General features: G+C 71.3%; 16 protein-coding genes. 11 read left to right on the top strand and 5 right to left on the bottom strand.

The window, feature by feature from the left end; all coding sequences use genetic code 11:
* Positions 1-36: 36 nt before the first annotated feature.
* Both BM314_RS16340 and BM314_RS16345 read right to left on the bottom strand, forming a co-directional pair.
* On the bottom strand, positions 37-636 hold the full coding sequence (locus BM314_RS16340) for an ActR/PrrA/RegA family redox response regulator transcription factor (RefSeq protein ID WP_012321283.1): 600 nt from the start codon (positions 634-636) through the stop codon (positions 37-39).
* A gap of 46 nt (positions 637-682) precedes the next feature.
* The gene (locus BM314_RS16345; protein ID WP_020093985.1) at positions 683-2,074 is read right to left on the bottom strand and encodes an ActS/PrrB/RegB family redox-sensitive histidine kinase; all 1,392 of its coding nucleotides are present in this window, start codon (positions 2,072-2,074) and stop codon (positions 683-685) included.
* 282 nt (positions 2,075-2,356) lie between these two features.
* Here BM314_RS16345 and phaZ point away from each other — a divergent pair, with 282 nt between their 5' ends.
* The 11 genes from phaZ to BM314_RS16400 all read left to right on the top strand — a co-directional run bounded on the left by phaZ (position 2,357) and on the right by BM314_RS16400 (position 14,970).
* A complete protein-coding gene (phaZ, locus tag BM314_RS16350) occupies positions 2,357-3,634 on the top strand; it encodes a polyhydroxyalkanoate depolymerase (RefSeq protein ID WP_020093984.1) in 1,278 nt (425 codons plus the stop codon).
* A 479-nt stretch (positions 3,635-4,113) separates the two neighbouring features.
* A complete protein-coding gene (locus BM314_RS16355) occupies positions 4,114-5,700 on the top strand; it encodes an ABC transporter substrate-binding protein (RefSeq protein ID WP_091979010.1) in 1,587 nt (528 codons plus the stop codon).
* Positions 5,701-5,966: 266 nt separating this feature from the next.
* Positions 5,967-6,908, top strand: coding sequence for an ABC transporter permease (locus BM314_RS16360; protein WP_020093982.1), 942 nt, complete (start codon positions 5,967-5,969; stop codon positions 6,906-6,908).
* Positions 6,909-6,967: 59 nt separating this feature from the next.
* On the top strand, positions 6,968-7,879 hold the full coding sequence (locus BM314_RS16365; RefSeq protein WP_026605053.1) for an ABC transporter permease: 912 nt from the start codon (positions 6,968-6,970) through the stop codon (positions 7,877-7,879).
* On the top strand, positions 7,879-8,892 hold the full coding sequence (locus tag BM314_RS16370; protein ID WP_020093980.1) for an ABC transporter ATP-binding protein: 1,014 nt from the start codon (positions 7,879-7,881) through the stop codon (positions 8,890-8,892). The genes BM314_RS16365 and BM314_RS16370 overlap by 1 nt, the downstream gene beginning before the upstream one ends.
* A complete protein-coding gene (locus BM314_RS16375; protein ID WP_091979012.1) occupies positions 8,889-9,905 on the top strand; it encodes an ABC transporter ATP-binding protein in 1,017 nt (338 codons plus the stop codon). The genes BM314_RS16370 and BM314_RS16375 overlap by 4 nt, the downstream gene beginning before the upstream one ends.
* A 128-nt stretch (positions 9,906-10,033) precedes the next feature.
* Complete coding sequence (locus BM314_RS16380; RefSeq protein ID WP_091979014.1) at positions 10,034-11,173, top strand: amidohydrolase/deacetylase family metallohydrolase; 1,140 nt, start codon at positions 10,034-10,036, stop codon at positions 11,171-11,173.
* 155 nt (positions 11,174-11,328) lie between these two features.
* Entirely contained in the window at positions 11,329-12,099 is a 771-nt protein-coding gene (locus BM314_RS16385; protein WP_020093977.1) for an ABC transporter ATP-binding protein, read from the top strand.
* Positions 12,092-13,024 carry an ABC transporter permease gene (locus BM314_RS16390; RefSeq protein WP_091979016.1) on the top strand — a complete coding sequence of 311 codons (933 nt, stop codon included), beginning with the start codon at positions 12,092-12,094 and terminating at the stop codon, positions 13,022-13,024. The genes BM314_RS16385 and BM314_RS16390 overlap by 8 nt, the downstream gene beginning before the upstream one ends.
* 177 nt (positions 13,025-13,201) lie before the next feature.
* A complete protein-coding gene (locus BM314_RS16395) occupies positions 13,202-14,290 on the top strand; it encodes a YeiH family protein (protein ID WP_091979018.1) in 1,089 nt (362 codons plus the stop codon).
* 227 nt (positions 14,291-14,517) lie between these two features.
* Positions 14,518-14,970: a Ros/MucR family transcriptional regulator gene (locus tag BM314_RS16400; protein WP_091979020.1), complete on the top strand. Its 453-nt coding sequence runs from the start codon at positions 14,518-14,520 to the stop codon at positions 14,968-14,970.
* Here the strand turns inward: BM314_RS16400 and BM314_RS16405 are convergent.
* The 3 genes from BM314_RS16405 to BM314_RS16415 all read right to left on the bottom strand — a co-directional run bounded on the left by BM314_RS16405 (position 14,943) and on the right by BM314_RS16415 (position 18,506).
* Positions 14,943-15,287 carry a hypothetical protein gene (locus BM314_RS16405; RefSeq protein ID WP_091927002.1) on the bottom strand — a complete coding sequence of 115 codons (345 nt, stop codon included), beginning with the start codon at positions 15,285-15,287 and terminating at the stop codon, positions 14,943-14,945. The genes BM314_RS16400 and BM314_RS16405 overlap by 28 nt on opposite strands.
* A 188-nt stretch (positions 15,288-15,475) precedes the next feature.
* Positions 15,476-17,080, bottom strand: a complete 1,605-nt coding sequence (locus BM314_RS16410) for an ABC transporter ATP-binding protein (protein WP_091979022.1) — start codon at positions 17,078-17,080, stop codon at positions 15,476-15,478.
* A gap of 4 nt (positions 17,081-17,084) precedes the next feature.
* Positions 17,085-18,506, bottom strand: coding sequence for a M20 family metallopeptidase (locus tag BM314_RS16415; RefSeq protein ID WP_091979024.1), 1,422 nt, complete (start codon positions 18,504-18,506; stop codon positions 17,085-17,087).
* Positions 18,507-18,531: the final 25 nt, after the last annotated feature.

The following is an 18,531-nucleotide window of genomic DNA, read 5'->3' on the forward strand; positions in this document are numbered from 1 at the left end:
ATGCAACCGACCGGACGGCGCCGGAGCGGTCCAGCCTCAGCGCGGCGCGCGCTTGGCCAGGATCCGCTGCAGGGTCCGCCGGTGCATGTTGAGGCGCCGGGCGGTCTCGCTGACGTTGCGGCTGCACAGCTCGTAGACGCGCTGGATGTGCTCCCAGCGGACCCGGTCCGCCGACATCGGGTTCTCGGGCGGGTCGGCCCGCTCGCCCGGCTGCGCCATCAGCGTGCCGTGGATCTCGTCGGCGTCGGCGGGCTTGGCGAGGTAGTCGAAGGCGCCGAGCTTCACCGCGGTGACCGCGGTGGCGATGTTGCCGTAGCCGGTGAGGATCACGCCGCGGGCCTCGGGCCGGCGCTCCTTGAGGCGGGCGATCACGTCGAGGCCATTGCCGTCGCCGAGGCGCATGTCGATCACCGCGAAGGCGGGCGCGCGCGCCTCGACGGCGGAGACGCCGTCCGCGACGCTGTCGGCCACCTGCACGTGGTAGCCGCGGCTCTCCATGGCGCGCGCGAGGCGGGTCTGGAAGGGCTTGTCGTCGTCGACGATCAGCAGGCTGCGGTCGGAGAAGGCGGCCAGCGGATCGGCATCGTTGATCACGGCGGGGTCGGTCGCCGCCGAGGTCCCGGGCTGCGTGAGCATCCGGCACTCCTTTCGGGTTTTTGTCGTCGGGTTCTTGGTCTGTCCCTCATATAGGTACGGCATCGCCCGGTGGCAGGGGGGCGCGGATACTGAGTTCCGGAGAATGTCGCGGCGCGGCGCCGCGCTCGAAGATGTGGCGGGCCCAGGAGACGCGCACGATCGCCCCGTGGGCGTCCGGCGCCGCGACGTTCATCAGGGCGAGCTGCGCTCCCGAGCGCTCGATCAGGGTCTTGGCGATGAACAGCCCGAGGCCGAGGCCGGCCCCCACGGTCCCACCGGATTGCGGCCGGTCGTGGCTGCGGGTGGTCACGTAGGGCTCGCCCGCCCGCAGCAGCACCTCGCTGGAGAAGCCCGGGCCGTCGTCGCGGATCTCGATCCAGACCCGGTCGGGCGTCCAGCGCCCCTCGACGGTGACGCCGGCCTCGGCGAAGTCGACGGCGTTGTCGAGGATGTTGGCGAGCCCGAACATGACGCCCGGGTTGCGCCGGCAGGCCGGCTCCGGCCCCTCTCCGGCGCTGGTGACGGCGAGGGCAGCGCCGAGTGCCCGCTGCGGCGCCACCAGCTCCTCCACGAGGTGGCTGAACGTCACCGTCTCCAGGAAGCCGGCCCCGGCCCCGTCCCCGTCGAGGGAGGTCAGCTTGCCGAGGATGCCGCGGCAGCGGTCGACCTGCTCGCGCAGCAGGTTGAGATCCTCCGCCACCGCCGGCGAGGCGGTGGGGCCGAGCTGGCGAATCAGCTCCTTGGTCACCACCATGATCGTGCCCAGCGGTGTGCCCAATTCGTGGGCAGCCGCGGCCGCGAGCCCGTCGAGCTGCGACAGGTGCTGCTCGCGGGCGAGCACCAGCTCGGTGGCGGCGAGCGCCTGGGCGAGGAGCCGGGTCTCCTCGGCGACCCGCCACGCGTAGACGCCCGTGAAGGCGGTGCCGAGCAGGATCGCGGTCCAGACGCCGGAGACGTACAGGAACGGCAGCTCGATCCGCCCGTCCGCGAACCAGGGCAGGGGCCGGTGCACCAGGGCGAGCAGCGTCGCGAGGCCCACCGCCAGGAGGCCCAGCGCCAGGGTCCGCTCGGGGGGCAGGGCGGTGGCGGAGATCAGCACGGGGGCGAGGAACAGCAGCGAGAACGGGTTCTGGAGCCCGCCCGTGAGGAACAGCAGGGCCGCGAGCTGCACGATGTCGAAGGCGAGGAGCAGGGCCGCGGAATCGTCGCTGAGCCGGTAGCTCGCCGGGAAGCGGATCCGCAGGGCGAGGTTCAGCCAGGACGAGGTGGCGATCACCAGGAAGCACCAGCCGAACGGCAGCGGCAGGCCGAGGCCGAACTGCGCCCCGACGACCGCCGCGCTCTGGCCCGTGATGGCGAGCCAGCGCAGGCGGACGAAGGTGTCGAGCCGCAAGTGTCGCGCGTCGCGACCGAGGCCGCTGAGATCGGTATCGGGCATGGGCTGTAACGGGCTGTATCGGTGCGTCGCCGGACGGACCCGCCGGCGCGGCGTCCCGTGGACTCCCTTCGCATGACGCGGCGATGGGAATCCCGGCTCACCGCCCCGGACACGTCGTCGCTGGCGGACGATCGCCCGCGGACGTGGTCACAGGCAAGTCGCCGCAGCTCCGGGATGTTCCGCCCGCGTTCAGGGTGGAGCATTATCCTACCGACTCGGGTTGCAGGGGGTATGGGCCGCGCGGCTCGATGCCCGCGGCCGGAGCGATACCGCGAGGTGACGATGCTGCTGGCCTATTCCCTGTACGAGGGCGCGCGCGCCCTGATGGCACCCGCCCGCGTCGCCGCCGACCTCACCCGCTACGGGCTCCAGATGCCGGGCAATCCCCTGGCCTACGGACCCTATGCCCGCGCGGTCAGCGCCGGCTGCGAGATGTTCGAGCGCGTCACCCGCCAGTACGGCAAGCCCGCCTTCGGCTTCACCGAGACGGTGGTGGACGGCGCGGCGGTCCCGGTCACCGAGCGGGTGGTCTGGGAGCGGCCGTTCTGCCGCCTGATCGCCTTCGACCGCGCGTTCCCGGCGGCCCCCGCGGAGCCGCAGCCCAAGCTGCTGATCGTCGCGCCGATGTCGGGGCACTACGCCACGCTGCTGCGCGGCACCGTCGAGGCGATGCTGCCGAACCATCGCGTGTTCATCACCGACTGGACCGACGCCCGGATGGTGCCGCTCTTCGCGGGCCAGTTCGATCTCGACGACTACATCGACTACCTGCAGGAGATGTTCGCGGTCCTGGGGCCGGACCTGCACGTCATGGCGGTGTGCCAGCCGGCGGTGCCGGTCTTCGCCGCGGTGGCGCTGATGGAGGCGGCCGACGAGCCGGCGGTGCCGACTTCCATGACCCTGATGGGCGGCCCGATCGACACCCGCCGCTCGCCCACCGCGGTCAACTGCCTCGCGCAGGAGCGCGGCCAGAAGTGGTTCGAGCAGAACACGATCAGCCTCGTGCCGCCGATCTACCCGGGCGCCTGGCGCCGGGTCTATCCGGGCTTCCTGCAGCTGTCGGGCTTCATGGCGATGAACCTCGACCGCCACGTCACCGCCCATTCGGACATGTTCGACCATCTGGTGACGGGCGACGGCGACTCGGCCGAGAAGCACCGCGAGTTCTACGACGAGTACCTCGCCGTGATGGACCTGACGGCCGAGTACTACCTCCAGACCGTGCAGACCGTGTTCGTCGACCACGCCCTGCCGACGGGACAGATGACGCACCGCGGCACGCCGGTCGATCTCGGCGCCATCCGCCGCTGCGCGATCCTGGCGGTCGAGGGCGAGAACGACGACATCTCCGGCGTCGGCCAGACCAAGGCGGCCCTCGACCTGACGCCGAACCTTCCGGAGGCGCGCAAGGCCTACCACCTCCAGGCCGGCGTCGGCCATTACGGGGTGTTCAACGGCTCGCGCTACCGGTCGGTGATCGCCCCCCGCATCGCGGCCTTCATCCGCGCCATGCAGGCGGTTCCGGGCGCGCGCGGCGGCCACCTGCGGCAGGTGGGCTGAGGCGTCCATTCCGGTGCCCGCCGCCCCGGCTGGCCCTCCTCCGCGGCGGGCTCGCGGACTCACACAGCGCAGGCCGAAGGGCGAGGGGATCTCCGGCCTCACGCTCGATCCCGAGCTGCGAAACGCTGTGCGATCCCGTTTCCGATCGATGAAGTCGGCACAGCCGTCATCGCTGCGCTCGCGATGACGGTGCGGGACATGTCGACCGAGACGCCGCGCGCTCCGCGATCATGAATACATAACGCAGTGACGGCCGGGCTGGCGCGGGCCTTGCGAGACGCGGCCCGTGAGTTCGAGCCGCACCGACACAGCCCCTCTCCATGCCGCCGTCGCCCCGAGGCCGGCGGCGATGCGGACGCGCGCCCGGACGTCGTTGTCACCACGGGCCATTGCGCCCGCGCATCAGAACCGTTCAAACTCGCCCGCAAGGTGCGGGCCGGCGACCGATGCTTGAGATCCGCACCGCCAGGGAGAAGACGATGGACCGCAGGACCTTTCTCAAGGGTTCGGCTGCGCTCGGTTTGGCTGCGCCGCAGCTCGCGCGGCCGGCCCTGGCGCAGGGGGGCAAGGTCCTGCGCTTCGTGCCGCAGGCGAACCTCGCGAATTTCGACCCGATCTGGGGGACCCAGTACGTGGTGCGCAACGCCGGCACCCTCGTCTGGGACATGCTCTACGGCGTCGACGCGCAGCTGAAGCCGCAGCGCCAGATGGTCGAGTCCGAGGAGGTCTCGGGCGACAAGCTCACCTGGACCTTCCGGCTGCGCCCCGGCCTGAAGTGGCACGACGGCGAGCCGGTTCTCGCCAAGGACGTGGTGGCGAGCCTCACCCGCTGGATGGCCCGCGACCCGATCGGCCTGATGATCCGCGGCATCCAGGACGACCTCGCGGCGACCGACGACAGGACCTTCCAGTGGCGCCTGAAGAAGCCGTTCCCGAAGCTGCTCTACGCGCTCGGCAAGACCAACGCGCCGATGGCGCTGATGATGCCGGAGCGGATCGCCAAGACCGACCCGTTCACGCAGATCTCCGAGTATGTCGGCTCGGGCCCGATGAAGTTCGTCCGCAACGAGTGGGTGCCGGGCGCCCGGGCGGTGTTCGAGACCTTCACCGACTACAAGCCCCGCGACGAGCCGAATTCCTGGCTCGCGGGCGGCAAGCGCATGCTGGTCGACCGGGTGGAGTGGGTGATCATGCCGGACGCCGCCACCGCGTCGGCGGCCCTGCAGAACGGCGAGGTCGACTGGTGGGAAAACCCGATCTCCGACCTCGTGCCGCTGCTGCGCAAGAACAGCAACCTCAACGTCGACATCGCCGACCCGCTCGGCAATGTCGGGTCGTTCCGGATGAACCACCTGCACCCGCCCTTCGACAACCCGAAGATCCGCCAGGCGGTCATGACCGCGATGAGCCAGGAGGATTACATGCGGGCGATCGTCGGCGACGACGACAGCCTGTGGAAGACGCTGCCGGGCTTCTTCACGCCGGGCACACCCCTCTACAGCAAGGCGGGCGGCGGCAATGTCGGCAAGGGCGACATCAAGCTCGGCCAGAAGCTGCTCAAGGAGGCCGGCTACAAGGGCGAGCCGGTGGTCTGCATCGTGGCCCAGGACCAGGGGATCACCAAGGCGCAGGGCGACATCACCGCCGACCTCCTGAAGAAGATGGGCTTCAACGTCGACTTCGTCGCCACCGATTGGGGCACCACCGGCACCCGCCGGGCCTCCAAGGCGCCGCCGTCTCAGGGCGGCTGGAACATGTTCCACACCTGGCACGCGGGCGCCGACTGCATCAATCCGGCGGGCTACCCGGCGGTGCGGGCGAGTGGCGACAAGGCGTGGTTCGGCTGGCCGAACATCCCGCCGGTGGAGACGGCCATCGCCGAGTGGTTCGACGCCGCCGACCCGGCCGCCGAGAAGGCCGCCATCGACAAGGTCAACGCCGCCGCCTGCGAGGGCGTGGTCTACGTGCCCACCGGGTTCTTCCTCGGCTACCAGGCGTGGCGCAAGAACGTCTCGGGCATCGTGAAGGGGCCGATCCCCTTCACCTGGGACGTGTCGAAGGCGTGATGGCGCCCGCTCTCGCCACGTCGGGTTGCCCGACCCGCCCGGTCTCTCGGGCGGGCTCCCGGCTTCGGATACCGCGCTCGGCAACGCGGTCGCGGGACCGGGCGCGGGTCCCCTCTCCTGTCTCTCTCCCGCACGGGAGAGGGGGCGCGTCGCGCTCCGCCGCCGGCGTTCGCGCCCGACCCGGACGCGTGAAGGTCGGCACCCGCGAGGGGGGCAGGGGCGGCCGCACCCGCCGCGCCCTCCCGCCCACAGCCTAGCGAGGCCCCATGCTCGGCTATATCGGCAGGCGCATCCTCGCCACCATCCCGGTCATGGCGGTGGTCGGGCTGTTCGTCTTCAGCCTCCTCTACTTCGCCCCGGGCGACCCGGCGGCGATCATCGCGGGCGACCAGGCGACCCCCGACGACGTCGCCCGCATCCGCGCCACGCTCGGCCTCGACCGGCCGTTCCTGGTGCGGTTCTGGGAATGGTCCTGGCAGATCCTCCACGGGGATCTCGGCACCTCGATCTTCACCAACCTGCCGGTCACCACCATGATCGGCCAGCGGGTGCAGCCCACCGTCTCGCTGATGCTCGTCACCCTGGTCTTCGCCATCGTGGTGGCGGTGCCGCTGGGCGTCGTCGCCGCCTGGAAGGCCGGCAGCCTGATCGACCGCCTCGTGATGGGGCTCGCCGTGACGGGCTTCTCGGTGCCGGTCTTCGTGGTCGGCTACATCCTGGCCTACGTCTTCGCCCTCGAGCTCGGCTGGCTGCCCGTGCAGGGCTACACGCCGATCGAGCAGGGCGTGTGGCCCTGGCTGTCCAACCTGATCCTGCCGGCGGTGACGCTCGGCCTCGTCTACATCGCGCTGATCGCCCGGGTGACCCGCGCGACCATGCTCGACGTGCTCCAGCAGGATTACGTGCGCACGGCCCGGGCCAAGGGGCTGTCGCAGGGGCCGGTCCTGTTCGTCCACGCCCTCAAGAACGCCGCGGTGCCGATCGTCACCGTGATCGGCATCGGCATCGCGTTGCTGATCGGCGGTGCGGTGGTGACCGAGACGGTCTTCGCGATCCCCGGCCTCGGGCGCCTCACCGTCGACGCGATCCTGCGCCGCGACTACCCGGTCATCCAGGGCGTCGTGCTGCTGTTCAGCTTCGTCTACGTGCTCGTGAACCTCGCCATCGACCTCTTCTACACCGTGCTCGACCCGAGGATCCGCTATTGACCGCGACCGTCGCGCCCTTCCCCAGCAGCGCCCCGCAGGCGGGCGCCCCGCCCGAGGGGATCACCCCCAAGGCGCCCCCGCCGCCGGGCCTCGCCGTCGCGGCGCCGCTGCCCGACGTCATCCCGGCCCGCAAGCGCCGGGGCCGGGTCTGGACCTATGTGCGCCGCAACCCGACCATCGTGGTCGGCGGCGTGCTGCTCCTCATCGTCTTCCTGATGGCGGTGCTGGCCCCCTATCTCGGCACCGTCGACCCGACCGCCCTGGCGCCCGCCAAGCGCACCCGGGCCCCGTCGGCGCAGTACTGGTTCGGCACCGACATGCTCGGCCGCGACGTCTACTCGCGGGTGGTCTACGGCGCCCGGGTCTCGCTGCTGGTCGGCTTCTCGGTGGCGTTCCTCGCCTCGGTCGCGGGGCTCGCGGTCGGCCTCGTCTCCGGTATGGTGCGCTGGCTCGACGGGATCGTCATGCGGGTCGTCGACGGCATGATGTCGATCCCGCCGATCCTGCTCGCGGTCGCGCTGATGGCGCTCACCCGCGGCTCGGTCCAGAACGTGATCATCGCGATCACCATCGCGGAGATCCCGCGCGTCGCCCGCCTCGTGCGCGGCGTGGTGCTGTCGCTGCGCGAGCAGCCCTACGTCGAGGCGGCGGTCACCACCGGCACCCGGATGCCGGCGATCATCTGGCGCCACATCCTGCCCAACACGCTGGCGCCCATGACCGTGCAGGCGACCTACATCTGCGCCTCCGCGATGATCACCGAGGCGATCCTGTCGTTCATCGGCGCGGGCGTGCCGCCCTCGACGCCCTCCTGGGGCAACATCATGGCCGAGGGCCGGGCCCTCTGGCAGGTGAAGTTCTACATCATCCTGTTCCCGGCCATCTTCCTCTCGATGACGGTGCTCGCCGTGAACCTCGTCGGCGACGGCCTGCGCGACGCCCTCGACCCCCGCATGGCGAAAGACGTCTGATGAGGACCGGCAGCATGAGCGGCACCCCCCTCCTGTCGATCGAGAACCTGCAGGTCCATTTCCGCACCCCCGACGGGGTGAATCGGGCGGTGGACGGGGTCTCGTTCGCGATCCAGTCGGGCGAGACCCTGGCGATCGTGGGCGAGTCCGGCTGCGGCAAGTCGGTGACCTCGATGTCGATCCTGCGGCTCCTGCCCGAGCCGCCGGCCCGCATCGCCGGCGCGATCAAGTTCGAGGGCAAGAACCTCCTCGACCTGCCGAACAGCGCCATGCGCAAGATCCGCGGCAACGACATCAGCGTGATCTTCCAGGAGCCGATGACCTCGCTGAACCCAGTGCTGACGGTCGGCCGCCAGATCGGCGAGACCCTGCGGCTGCACCAGGGGCTCGGCCGCCGGGAGGCCGAGGAGCGGGCCGTGGAGATGCTGACGCTGGTCGGCATCCCCGAGCCGCGGCGCCGGGTGCGGGAATACCCGCACCAGCTCTCCGGCGGCATGCGCCAGCGGGTGATGATCGCCATCGCGCTCGCCTGCTCGCCGAAGCTCCTGATCGCCGACGAGCCGACCACGGCGCTGGACGTGACCATCCAGGCCCAGATCCTCGACCTGATGCGCGACCTGAAGGCCCGGGTCGGGGCCGCGATCATGCTGATCACCCACGATCTCGGCGTGGTGGCCGAGGTCGCCGACCGGGTGGTGGTGATGTATGCCGGCCGCAAGGTCGAGGAGGCGCCGGTCCGCGAGCTGTTCCGGTCGCCGCGCCACCCCTACACCCGCGGCCTGATGGGGGCGGTGCCGAAGCTCGGCGCCGTCGAGCACGGCGCCGACGCGCGGCTCGCCGAGATCCCCGGCATGGTCCCGAGCCTGAAGGGCCGGATCGAGGGCTGCGTCTTCGCCGGGCGCTGCCCGGACGTCACCGACCTGTGCCGCGCCTACGCGCCGGCCCTGGAGCCGAAGGCGCCGGGCCACCTCGCCGCCTGCCACTACGCGCCGAAGGACGCCCTCGCGGCATGAGCGCCACGCCCGCACCCGCCGCCCGCACCCTGCTGGAGGTCAACGACCTCAAGAAGCACTTCGCCCTCGGCGGCGGCCTGTTCGGCCAGTCCAAGCGCGTGCTCAAGGCGGTGGACGGCCTGTCCTTCACGGTGGCCCGGGGCGAGACCCTCTCGCTCGTCGGCGAGTCCGGCTGCGGCAAGTCCACCGTCGCCAAGGCGCTGATGCGCCTCTACGCGCCCACCGCCGGCCAGGTGGTGCTCGACGGGCGCCGCATCGACGACCTCTCGGCCGGAGCGCTCCGGCCCCTGCGGCGCCACATCCAGATGGTGTTCCAGGACCCGTTCTCGTCGCTCAACCCGCGGATGCGGGTGCGGGCGATCCTGGCCGAGCCGATCCGCAATTTCGGGCTGGCCCGGAACAGCGCCGACTTGGAGAGCCGGCTGGCCAGCCTGATGGAGCGGGTCGGCCTGCCGCGCGAGGCGCTCGGGCGCTTCCCGCACGAGTTCTCGGGCGGGCAGCGCCAGCGCATCGGCATCGCCCGGGCGCTCGCCGCCGAGCCGGACCTGATCATCTGCGACGAGGCGGTCTCGGCCCTCGACGTCTCGGTGAAGGCGCAGATCGTCAACCTGCTGCGCGACCTGCAGCGCGAGCTCGATCTCGCGATGCTGTTCATCTCGCACGACCTCGCCATCGTCGAGCACATGACCCACCGCGTCGCGGTGATGTATCTCGGCAAGATCGTCGAGATCGGCCCCCGCCGGGATCTCTTCCTGGCGCCCAAGCACCCCTACACGCAGGCGCTGCTCTCGGCGGTGCCGATCCCCGAGCCCGGGGCCGGGCGCACCCGCATCGTGCTCAAGGGCGACGTGCCGAGCCCGATCAACCCGCCCTCCGGCTGCCGCTTCCACACCCGCTGCCCGCACGCCTTCGACCGCTGCCGGACCGAGGTGCCGGGCCTCGACGCGGTCGGCGCCGGCCACTTCGCCGCCTGCCACCTCAACGACACGGCCGTGCCCGCCCAGGCGGCCTGACGGCGCCGTCCTCGCGAGCGCAGCGAAGCGACCCAGGGCAGCGCGCGATCCCCGAGCGTGGCGGATCCCTGGGTCGCTTCGCTCGCGAGGACGGGTCGGATTCCCGCGAACCACATCCGGAGTCTCTCGTGCAGCACGACCTCATCCTGAAGGGCGCCCGGGTCATCGACCCGTCGCAGAACCACGACGGGATCTGCGACGTCGCCTTCGCGGACGGCCGCGTCTCGGGCTTCGGCCGCGACCTGCCGGCGGGCCCCGGCACGCAGGTGCGCGACATGGAAGGCGCGATCGTCACGCCGGGCCTGATCGACCTGCACACCCATGTCTACTGGGGCGGCACCTCGCTCGGCATCGACGCCGACGATTTCTGCCGGACCTCGGGGGTGACCACCTCGGTCGATACCGGCAGCGCCGGGCCCGGCAATTTCGCCGGCTTCCGCAGCCACGTGATCGAGCGGTCGCAGGCGCGGATCCTCGCCTACCTGCACGTCTCCTTCGCCGGTATCTTCGGCTTCTCGAAGACCATCATGGTCGGCGAGAGCGAGGACCCGCGGCTCATGGCGCCCCGGGAGGCGGTCGAGGTCGCCGACGCCAACCGGGACGTGATCGTCGGCATCAAGGTCCGGGTCGGGCGCCACGCCTCGGGCGACCAGGGCACCGCGCCCCTCGACATCGCCCTGCAGGTCGCGGAGGAGACAGGCCTGCCGCTGATGGCCCATATCGACGAGCCGCCGCCGAGCTACGAGCAGGTGCTGGCCATGCTGCGGCCCGGCGACGTGCTGACCCACGCGTTCCGGCCGTTCCCGAACTCGCCCATCACGGCCCAGGGCGCCGTGAAGCCGGCGCTGCGCGAGGCGCGGGCGCGGGGCGTGCTGTTCGACATCGGCCACGGCAAGGGCTCGTTCGCCTTCAAGACGGCGCGGGCGATGCTGGCGGGCGGCTTCCTGCCCGACACGATCTCGTCGGACGTGCACCAGCTCTGCATCGAGGGGCCGGCCTTCGACCAGGTCACCACCATGTCGAAGATGCTCTGCCTCGGCATGAGCCTCACCGAGGTCGTCGCCGCCTCCACGGTGAACGCCGCCGTGGCGCTGAAGCGGATGGAGTACGGGACCCTGAAGGTCGGAGCGCTCGGCGACGCCACGGTACTGGCGGTGCGGGACGGCGCGTTCGACTACGTCGACACGCGCGGCGAGCACATGACGGGCGACCGGCGGATCACCGCCGAAGGCGTGGTGCTGAAGGGCCGGTGGTGGCACCCGGCCTGACCCGTCGGGCCTGACGATCGGGACGAAGATCCCATCGCATACAAAATATCGACCTTTACAGCCTCTTCCGCGGGCCGATACACTTTCCCGTGAGGGGCGGACCATCTCCGGCCCTCAGCGAAACGCGGTTCAAACCGCGGCGCCAGGGAGGATGGATGGACACGGGTCAGCCTCTGCTGGAGGTCGACGGCGTCACGCTCCGCTACAAGACGCCCGAGCACCTCGTCACGGCCACCTACCGGGTGAGCTTCCGGGTCTGGCCCGGGGACCGCTTCGTCCTGCTCGGGCCGTCCGGATGCGGGAAGTCGACCCTGCTCAAGGCGGTGGGCGGCTACATGGCGCCGACCGAGGGCGAGATCCGCCTGAAGGGGCGCCCGGTCACCGAGCCCGGTCCTGACCGGATGATGGTGTTCCAGGAATTCGACCAGCTCCTGCCGTGGAAGACGGTCCGGCAGAACGTGGTCTTCGCCCTCGAGGCCTCGGGCCGGCTGAGAGGCCGCGAGGCCCTGGACCGGGCCAACCTCTACATCGACAAGGTCAACCTCACGAAATTCGCCGACAGCTACCCCCACACCCTGTCGGGCGGCATGAAGCAGCGCGTCGCCATCGCCCGCGGCATGGCGATGGAGCCCGACATCCTGCTGATGGACGAGCCCTTCGCGGCACTCGACGCGCTCACCCGGCGACGCATGCAAGACGAACTGCTCGCCCTGTGGGAGGGCACGCGCTTCACCGTGCTGTTCGTCACCCACTCGATCCCTGAGGCGATCAAGGTCGGCTCGCGCATCCTGCTGCTCTCGCCCCATCCCGGCGAGGTGAAGGCCGAGCTCAACAGCGCCGCGTCGCCGGAGGCGGCGCTGCAGCTCGAGGGCCGGATCCAGCACATGCTGTTCTCGGAAGAGATCCAGGAGGCGGAGAATGTCTAGCGCGCAAGCCCTGAGCGGCGCCCCGCTGGCCGGGACGGGCGCGGCGCCGCGCCTCGCGGCCCTGCCGCCGTCCGGCCGGCCCGAGATCGTGCGCGAGACCGGCCACGCCCACGGCGCCACCGTGGTGGAGAAGCCGCTGTCGGTCGCCGAGCGGCTCTACAACCAGGCGTGGCTGCGCAAGGTCGTGATCCTCGTGCTCCTCGCCGGGATCTGGGAGGCCTACGGGCGCTATCTCGACAACGACCTCCTGTTCCCGACCTTCACGGCGACCGTGGAGGCCTTCTTCCGGGGCATCGCGGACGGCACGCTGCCGGCCCGGGCCTGGAGCTCGTTGAAGGTGCTGCTCATGGGCTACGCCGCCGGCGTCGCCCTGGCGACCCTGCTCACCGGCGTCGCCATCGCGTCGCGGATCGGGACCGACCTGCTCGAGACGCTGACGTCGATGTTCAACCCGCTGCCGGCGATCGCGCTCCTGCCCCTGGCGCTGATCTGGTTCGGCCTGGGCAACGGCAGCCTGATCTTCGTGCTGGTCCACTCGGTGACCTGGGCGATCGCCCTCAACACCCATTCGGGCTTCCTGTCGGTCAGCCGCACGCTCAAGATGGTCGGGCGCAATTACGGACTGTCGGGCCCGCGGCTGATCGGCAAGATCCTGATCCCGGCGGCCTTTCCGTCGATCCTCACCGGCCTGAAGGTCGGCTGGGCCTTCGCGTGGCGCACCCTGATCGCCGCCGAGCTGGTCTTCGGGGTGTCGTCCGGGGCGGGCGGCCTCGGCTGGTTCATCTTCGAGAACAAGAACATGCTCGACATCCCGAACGTGTTCGCCGGGCTGCTCACCGTGATCCTGATCGGTCTCGTGGTCGAGAACCTGATCTTCCAGACGATCGAGCGGCGCACCGTCCAGCGCTGGGGCATGCAGGCCTGAGCGGGGGCGGGCCGGGCGGAGCGCTCCGGCCGCGCTCCGCCCGAGGCCGGCCCCGATCTCTGCGGAGACGTGTCTTCTCGCATGTTGCTCGAATAGAGATCGAACTTCTCTGTTGCGACGGTGCGGCGAACGTTTTCTTCCTATAGGCTCCGCTTACGACCCCCGGAGCCCGTTCCCGTGAGCCCTGACGCCCCATCCAAGACGGCCCCGACGCCGGCCCGCCCCGACCGGGGTGGCCGGTCGGACACGGCCGCCTCGGTCTTGCCCGGCATCGGCCTGTGCGCGGTGATCACCGCGGTGGCGATGGCCGCGCAGGCGGTAGAGGAGCGGGTCGCCGGTCACCCCTACATCGAGGCCCTGGTTCTGGCGATCCTGATCGGCATCGCGGTGCGGACCGCCTGGACGCCCCCGGCGCGGTTCCGCACCGGCATCGCCTTCTCGGCCAAGCAGCTCCTCGAGGTCGCCGTGGTGCTGCTCGGCGCCTCCCTGAGCCTCGGGGCGATCCTCGCCTCCGGCCCGGCGCTGCTGGCCGGCATCGTCGGGACCGTGGTGCTCGGCATCGCCGCCAGCGTGGCGATCTGCCGGGCGCTCGGGCTGCCGGCCCGGATGGCGATCCTGGTGGCCTGCGGCAACGCCATCTGCGGCAACTCGGCCATCGCGGCGGTCGCGCCCGTGATCGGCGCGGAGGCGAAGGACATCGCCGCCGCCATCGCGTTCACCGCCGTCCTCGGCGTGCTGATGGTGCTCGGGCTGCCGCTGTTCGTGCCCCTCGCGGGCATGACCGACAACCAGTACGGGGTGCTGGCGGGGCTCACCGTCTACGCGGTGCCGCAGGTCCTGGCCGCGACCGTCCCGGTGAGCCTGCTGTCGACCCAGGTCGGCACCCTGGTCAAGCTGGTGCGGGTGCTGATGCTCGGCCCGGTCGTGGTGGTGTTCTCGCTGATCGCCCCGCGTCTGCCGCAGGCGGCGGGGGCGCCGCCGGCGCCGTCCCGTCCGGGCTTCACCAAGCTGGTGCCCTGGTTCATCCTCGGCTTCCTGGCGCTGGCCACCCTGCGCTCCCTGGGCCTCGTCCCGGACCCGGCGGTGAAGCCGCTGACCCAGCTCGCCGGCGTGCTCACGGTCCTGTCCATGGCCGCCCTCGGCCTCGGGGTCGACGTCCGGGTCCTGGCCCGGGTTGGCGGCCGGGTCACACTCGCGGTCACCGCCTCCCTGGCGGTCCTGATCGCCCTCAGCCTGACGCTGATCCGCGCTCTCGGGATCGGGTGACGCCGCGCGCGGTCTTTCCCGCCGCGCGGGCTCCCGACCCGTGTAACAGGCATTCCATCGGCACCTTTGTGCAGGTGACCGGAGCCTTTCGCGCCGGCGATCCGGCCCATCCGCACCGAAAAGCGCTTCGGGTGATCATCCCTCAGTCAAGACCGTCTTGACACATACGTGGTTTTTGCTTTGGAACCGCAGGCATCGTCGTCGAAAGCTTCGTGTGGACTCGCGCAGTGCCTGAAAAGAATCCCGAGAACAGCCTCAGGTTGGTCACGCTGGTGGGCGAGATCGTCGCCGCCTACGTCTCGAACAATTCCGTTCCGCCGACGGCCCTGCCCGAGCTGATGGCGAGCGTGCACGCGGCCCTGGCATCCCTCGACGGGCAGGCGCCGGTGGCCGCGGTCGAGCCGGCCGTGGAGCGGCCGACGCCGGCCCAGATCCGCAAGTCGGTCCAGGAGGACGGGATCGTCAGCTTCATCGACGGCCGGACCTACAAGACCCTGAAGCGCCACCTCACCGCCCAAGGCCTGACGCCGGAGCGGTACCGCGAGCGCTACGGTCTGCCGGACGATTACCCGATGACGGCGCCGGGCTACGCCGCGCAGCGCTCCGCGCTGGCGAAGGCGATCGGCCTCGGCGTGCCCGGCGGGCGCGTCGATCAGCGCAGGACGGGCACCGGGGGCTGATCGGCGGCGCGGCGCGGGGCCGCGCGCGGCGCGGTCTCGCTCCGCCGCCCCAGGAACGGCAGCACCTGCGCGGGGGCCGGCTCGGATCGGCCGGGCTCGGCGCGGCCCGGGCGGCCGAACGTGTCGGCCCAGCTCAGTTTGATCACCCGGTTGTCCGCGGCCGCGGGCTCCTCCGCGGGGCGCGGTGCCTTGCGGTTCGCGGCGCCGATCCAGCGCACGATCCGGTGCTCGCGCCCGCGGCGGAGCACCGGCGGCAGATTCGTCTCGCTGCGCTTGCGGTTCTGCCGGATGTCGTCGGTCTTGTCTGAGATCGACACGCTCGATAACCCTGTCCCCGTGCGAGGTGCGGGCGGGGACGGATAGCGGGTGCAGCCGTGGATCCGCCGGGGTGCTCCACCCTCGACAACGGCGCTATCCTACTGAACTTGCAGGATCCGGACAGGGCGGTCCCGTCCAAAAAACTTGTCTCTGCGTCCCAGATTGGCCCGTCCGGGGCCGGAACGGCTCAGGAGGCGCGCGCGCCTGGCACCGCGGCGAGCAGGGTGCGGGTGTAGGCGTGCTCCGGCGCGGCGAACAGGTCCGCGGTGCCCCGCATCTCCACGATGGCGCCGCGGTGCATCACGGCGATCCGGTCGCAGATCGTGGCGGCCACCCGCAGATCGTGGGTGATGAACAGCATCGCCAGCGACAATCTCTGCTTCAGGTCCTCCAGCAGGTCCAGCACCTGCCGCTGGACCGAGACGTCCAGCGCCGAGACCGCCTCGTCGGCCACCAGCACGTCCGGCTCCATCGCGAGCGCTCGGGCGATGCCGATGCGCTGGCGCTGCCCGCCCGAGAAGGCGTTGGGGTAGCGGGCGGCGGCCTTGGGATCGAGGCCGACGAGGTCGAGGAGGCTGCGCGCCCGCTCCCGGGCCTCGGCGGCCGGCACCCCGTGGGCGATCGGTCCCGCCGTGATGATCTGCTCCACGGTGCGCCGCGGGTTCAGGGACGCGAACGGGTCTTGGAAGATCATCTGGATGCGGCTGCGCTTGTCGCGCAAGGCCGCCTTCCCGAGGGCCGTGTAGTCGAGCTCCCCGAGGCGGACCGTTCCGCCATCGGGCTCGATCAGGCGGATCGCCAGCCGCGCGGTCGTCGACTTGCCCGAGCCGGATTCACCCACGATCCCCAGGGTCTCGCCGCGGCGGACGTCGAAGGACACCTCCTTGACGGCCGCCACGATCCGCGGCTTGCCGAACAGGCCGGAGCGCCCGGAATAGGTCTTGGACAGCCCGGTCACCGAGAGGGCGACCGGCGCCGCTTCCAGGGCTGCGCGCGGCGGCGGCGTCAGGCTCGGGACGGCGGCGAGCAACGCCCTGGTATAGGGCGCCTGCGGATTGCGCAGCACGGCCTCGGCGGTGCCGGATTCCACGAGCCGCCCGCGCTGGAGCACCGCCACGTGGTCGGCGATCTCCGCCACCACGCCGAAATCGTGGGTGATGAACAGGACGCTCATCCCGCGCTTCCGCTGCAGGTCGCGGATCAGCCGGAGGATCTGGGCCTGGGTGGTGACGTCGAGCGCCGTGGTCGGCTCGTCGGCGACCAGCACCGAGGGCTCCAGCGCCAGCGCCATGGCGATCATCGCCCGCTGCCGCTGGCCGCCGGAGAGCTGGTGCGGGTAGGCCCGCACCGCCTCCTCGGGGTTCGGCAGGCCGACCTCGGCGGCGAGCGCCACCGCCCGGGCCCGGCGCTCGCTCCGGCTGAGCAGGTTGTGCGCCTCGAACATCTCGGCGATCTGGTCGCCGACCCGCATCACCGGGTTCAGGGCCGTCATCGGCTCCTGGAACACCATGGCGATGCGCCGGCCCCGCAGCGCGCGCCACGCCGGCTCGTCGAGGGTCAGGAGGTCCCGGCCCTCGAACAGGATCGTGCCGGCCGTCGGCTTCAGCGCCCGGGGCAGGAGGCCGGTCAGCGCGTAGGCGCTCATCGACTTGCCCGAGCCCGATTCCCCGACCACGCACAGGATCTTCCCGGCCTCGAGGTCGAGGTTCAGGCCCTCGACCGCGTGCGGGCGGTCGGCGCCCTTGGGGAGCGCGATCGTCAGATCGCGGATGCGGACGACCGGCTCGCTCATCGTGTCAGGCCCTCGCGGTGCGGCGGCGGAGGATGTCGGGCCCGTCTCGGCCCAGATCCCAGAACAGGCCGGCCATGATCGCCAGGCCCTCGCGGGTGCCGGAGGCGAGCATGTGCTCGTCCGGACCGTGCTGGCGGCAGGCCGGGTAGGAATGCGGCACCCAGAGGGTCGGCAACCCTAAGATCTCCGAGAAGGCGTCGTTCGGCAGCGAGCCGCCGAGATTGGGCAGCAGCGCCGGCTTCTTGCCCGAGCTCGCCTCGATCGACTGGAGCGCCCACTCGACCCAGGGATCCTCCACGGGCAGACGGGTCGCCTGGAAGACTTCCGCCGCGCGGGCCGGCCGGACCTCGATCATCGGGAAGCCGTGCGCGTCGAGATGGGCGCGCACGTTCCGGATGAGGTTCTGCCAGTCGGTGCCGACCACGAAGCGCAGCTGCAGGGTCGCCTTGGCGTGGGGCGGCACGGCGTTGAGCGGCCCGTCGGGGTCGCCGGTCTTGAAGGCCAGCACCTCCAGCGTGTTCCAGGCGAAGACCCGCTCGGCGGGACTCAGGCCCGGCTCGCCCCAGTCGGAATCGATCGTGGGCGCGGTCGGGTCCTCGCCGACGCGGATGTCGGCGAGCGCCGCGCGCACGCCCTCGGGGATCGGCGGCGGCCGCAGGGCGTCCACCAGGATGGCGCCCCGCGCGTCGACCATCGAGGCGATCGCCGAGGCCAGCACCGTGCCGGGATTGCGCAGCAGCCCGCCCCAGTTGCCGGAATGGTGCGGGCCCTCGCGCAGGTTCAGGCTCAGCTCGAAATTGTAGGCGCCGCGGGAGCCCAGGAAGAGGGTCGGGCGCTCGCCGTTGAGGCGCGGCCCGTCCGAGGCGATCAGCACGTCGGAGCGCAAGGCTTCGGCCTGCTCCCGGCAGAACGGCCGCAGGCCCGGGGAGCCCGATTCCTCGCCCATCTCGATCAGCAGCTTCACGTTGAAGCCGAGACGGCCCTCGCGCGCCGCGATCACCTGCTCCAGGGCGGCGAGGTTGAGGACGTGCTGGCCCTTGTTGTCGGCGGTGCCGCGGCCGTACCAGCGGTCGCCCTCGACCACGATCTCCCAGGGGCCGAGGCCCTCGCGCCACTGCTCGGGGTAGCCCCGCACCGTGTCGCCGTGGCCGTAGATCAGCACGGTCGGCAGGTCCGCGCCCTCGCGCCGCTCGGCGATCAGGAACGGGCCGTGCACCCCGTCGGGGTTGGGGAAGATCTTCGGGGTCTCGAAGCCAAGGCGGGCGACCAGCGGCGCGATGAAGGCGTCGAGATAGGCGCGGAGCGCCGCCTCCTGGCCGGGGGCCTGGCTCTCGGTCGGCATCGCCACCGCCTCCCGCAAGAGGGCGAGGAACGCGCCTGAATCGAAGGCTTCGGTGGCGCGCGCGATGGCGGCGTCTCGCGTCATGGTGTGATCCCGGAGGAGGAAGTCT

The sequence above is a fragment of the Methylobacterium sp. 13MFTsu3.1M2 genome (genome assembly GCF_900112625.1).
Lineage (GTDB): Bacteria > Pseudomonadota > Alphaproteobacteria > Rhizobiales > Beijerinckiaceae > Methylobacterium.

What these genes read in the sequence shown, in the direction of transcription:
- BM314_RS16340 (WP_012321283.1), bottom strand. Translation starts at nt 636, where the DNA reads ATGCTCACGCAGCCCGGGACCTCGGCGGCGACCGACCCCGCCGTGATC.
- BM314_RS16345 (WP_020093985.1), bottom strand. Translation starts at nt 2,074, where the DNA reads ATGCCCGATACCGATCTCAGCGGCCTCGGTCGCGACGCGCGACACTTG.
- phaZ (WP_020093984.1), top strand. Translation starts at nt 2,357, where the DNA reads ATGCTGCTGGCCTATTCCCTGTACGAGGGCGCGCGCGCCCTGATGGCA.
- BM314_RS16355 (WP_091979010.1), top strand. Translation starts at nt 4,114, where the DNA reads ATGGACCGCAGGACCTTTCTCAAGGGTTCGGCTGCGCTCGGTTTGGCT.
- BM314_RS16360 (WP_020093982.1), top strand. Translation starts at nt 5,967, where the DNA reads ATGCTCGGCTATATCGGCAGGCGCATCCTCGCCACCATCCCGGTCATG.
- BM314_RS16370 (WP_020093980.1), top strand. Translation starts at nt 7,879, where the DNA reads ATGAGGACCGGCAGCATGAGCGGCACCCCCCTCCTGTCGATCGAGAAC.
- BM314_RS16375 (WP_091979012.1), top strand. Translation starts at nt 8,889, where the DNA reads ATGAGCGCCACGCCCGCACCCGCCGCCCGCACCCTGCTGGAGGTCAAC.
- BM314_RS16385 (WP_020093977.1), top strand. Translation starts at nt 11,329, where the DNA reads ATGGACACGGGTCAGCCTCTGCTGGAGGTCGACGGCGTCACGCTCCGC.
- BM314_RS16390 (WP_091979016.1), top strand. Translation starts at nt 12,092, where the DNA reads ATGTCTAGCGCGCAAGCCCTGAGCGGCGCCCCGCTGGCCGGGACGGGC.
- BM314_RS16410 (WP_091979022.1), bottom strand. Translation starts at nt 17,080, where the DNA reads ATGAGCGAGCCGGTCGTCCGCATCCGCGATCTGACGATCGCGCTCCCC.
- BM314_RS16415 (WP_091979024.1), bottom strand. Translation starts at nt 18,506, where the DNA reads ATGACGCGAGACGCCGCCATCGCGCGCGCCACCGAAGCCTTCGATTCA.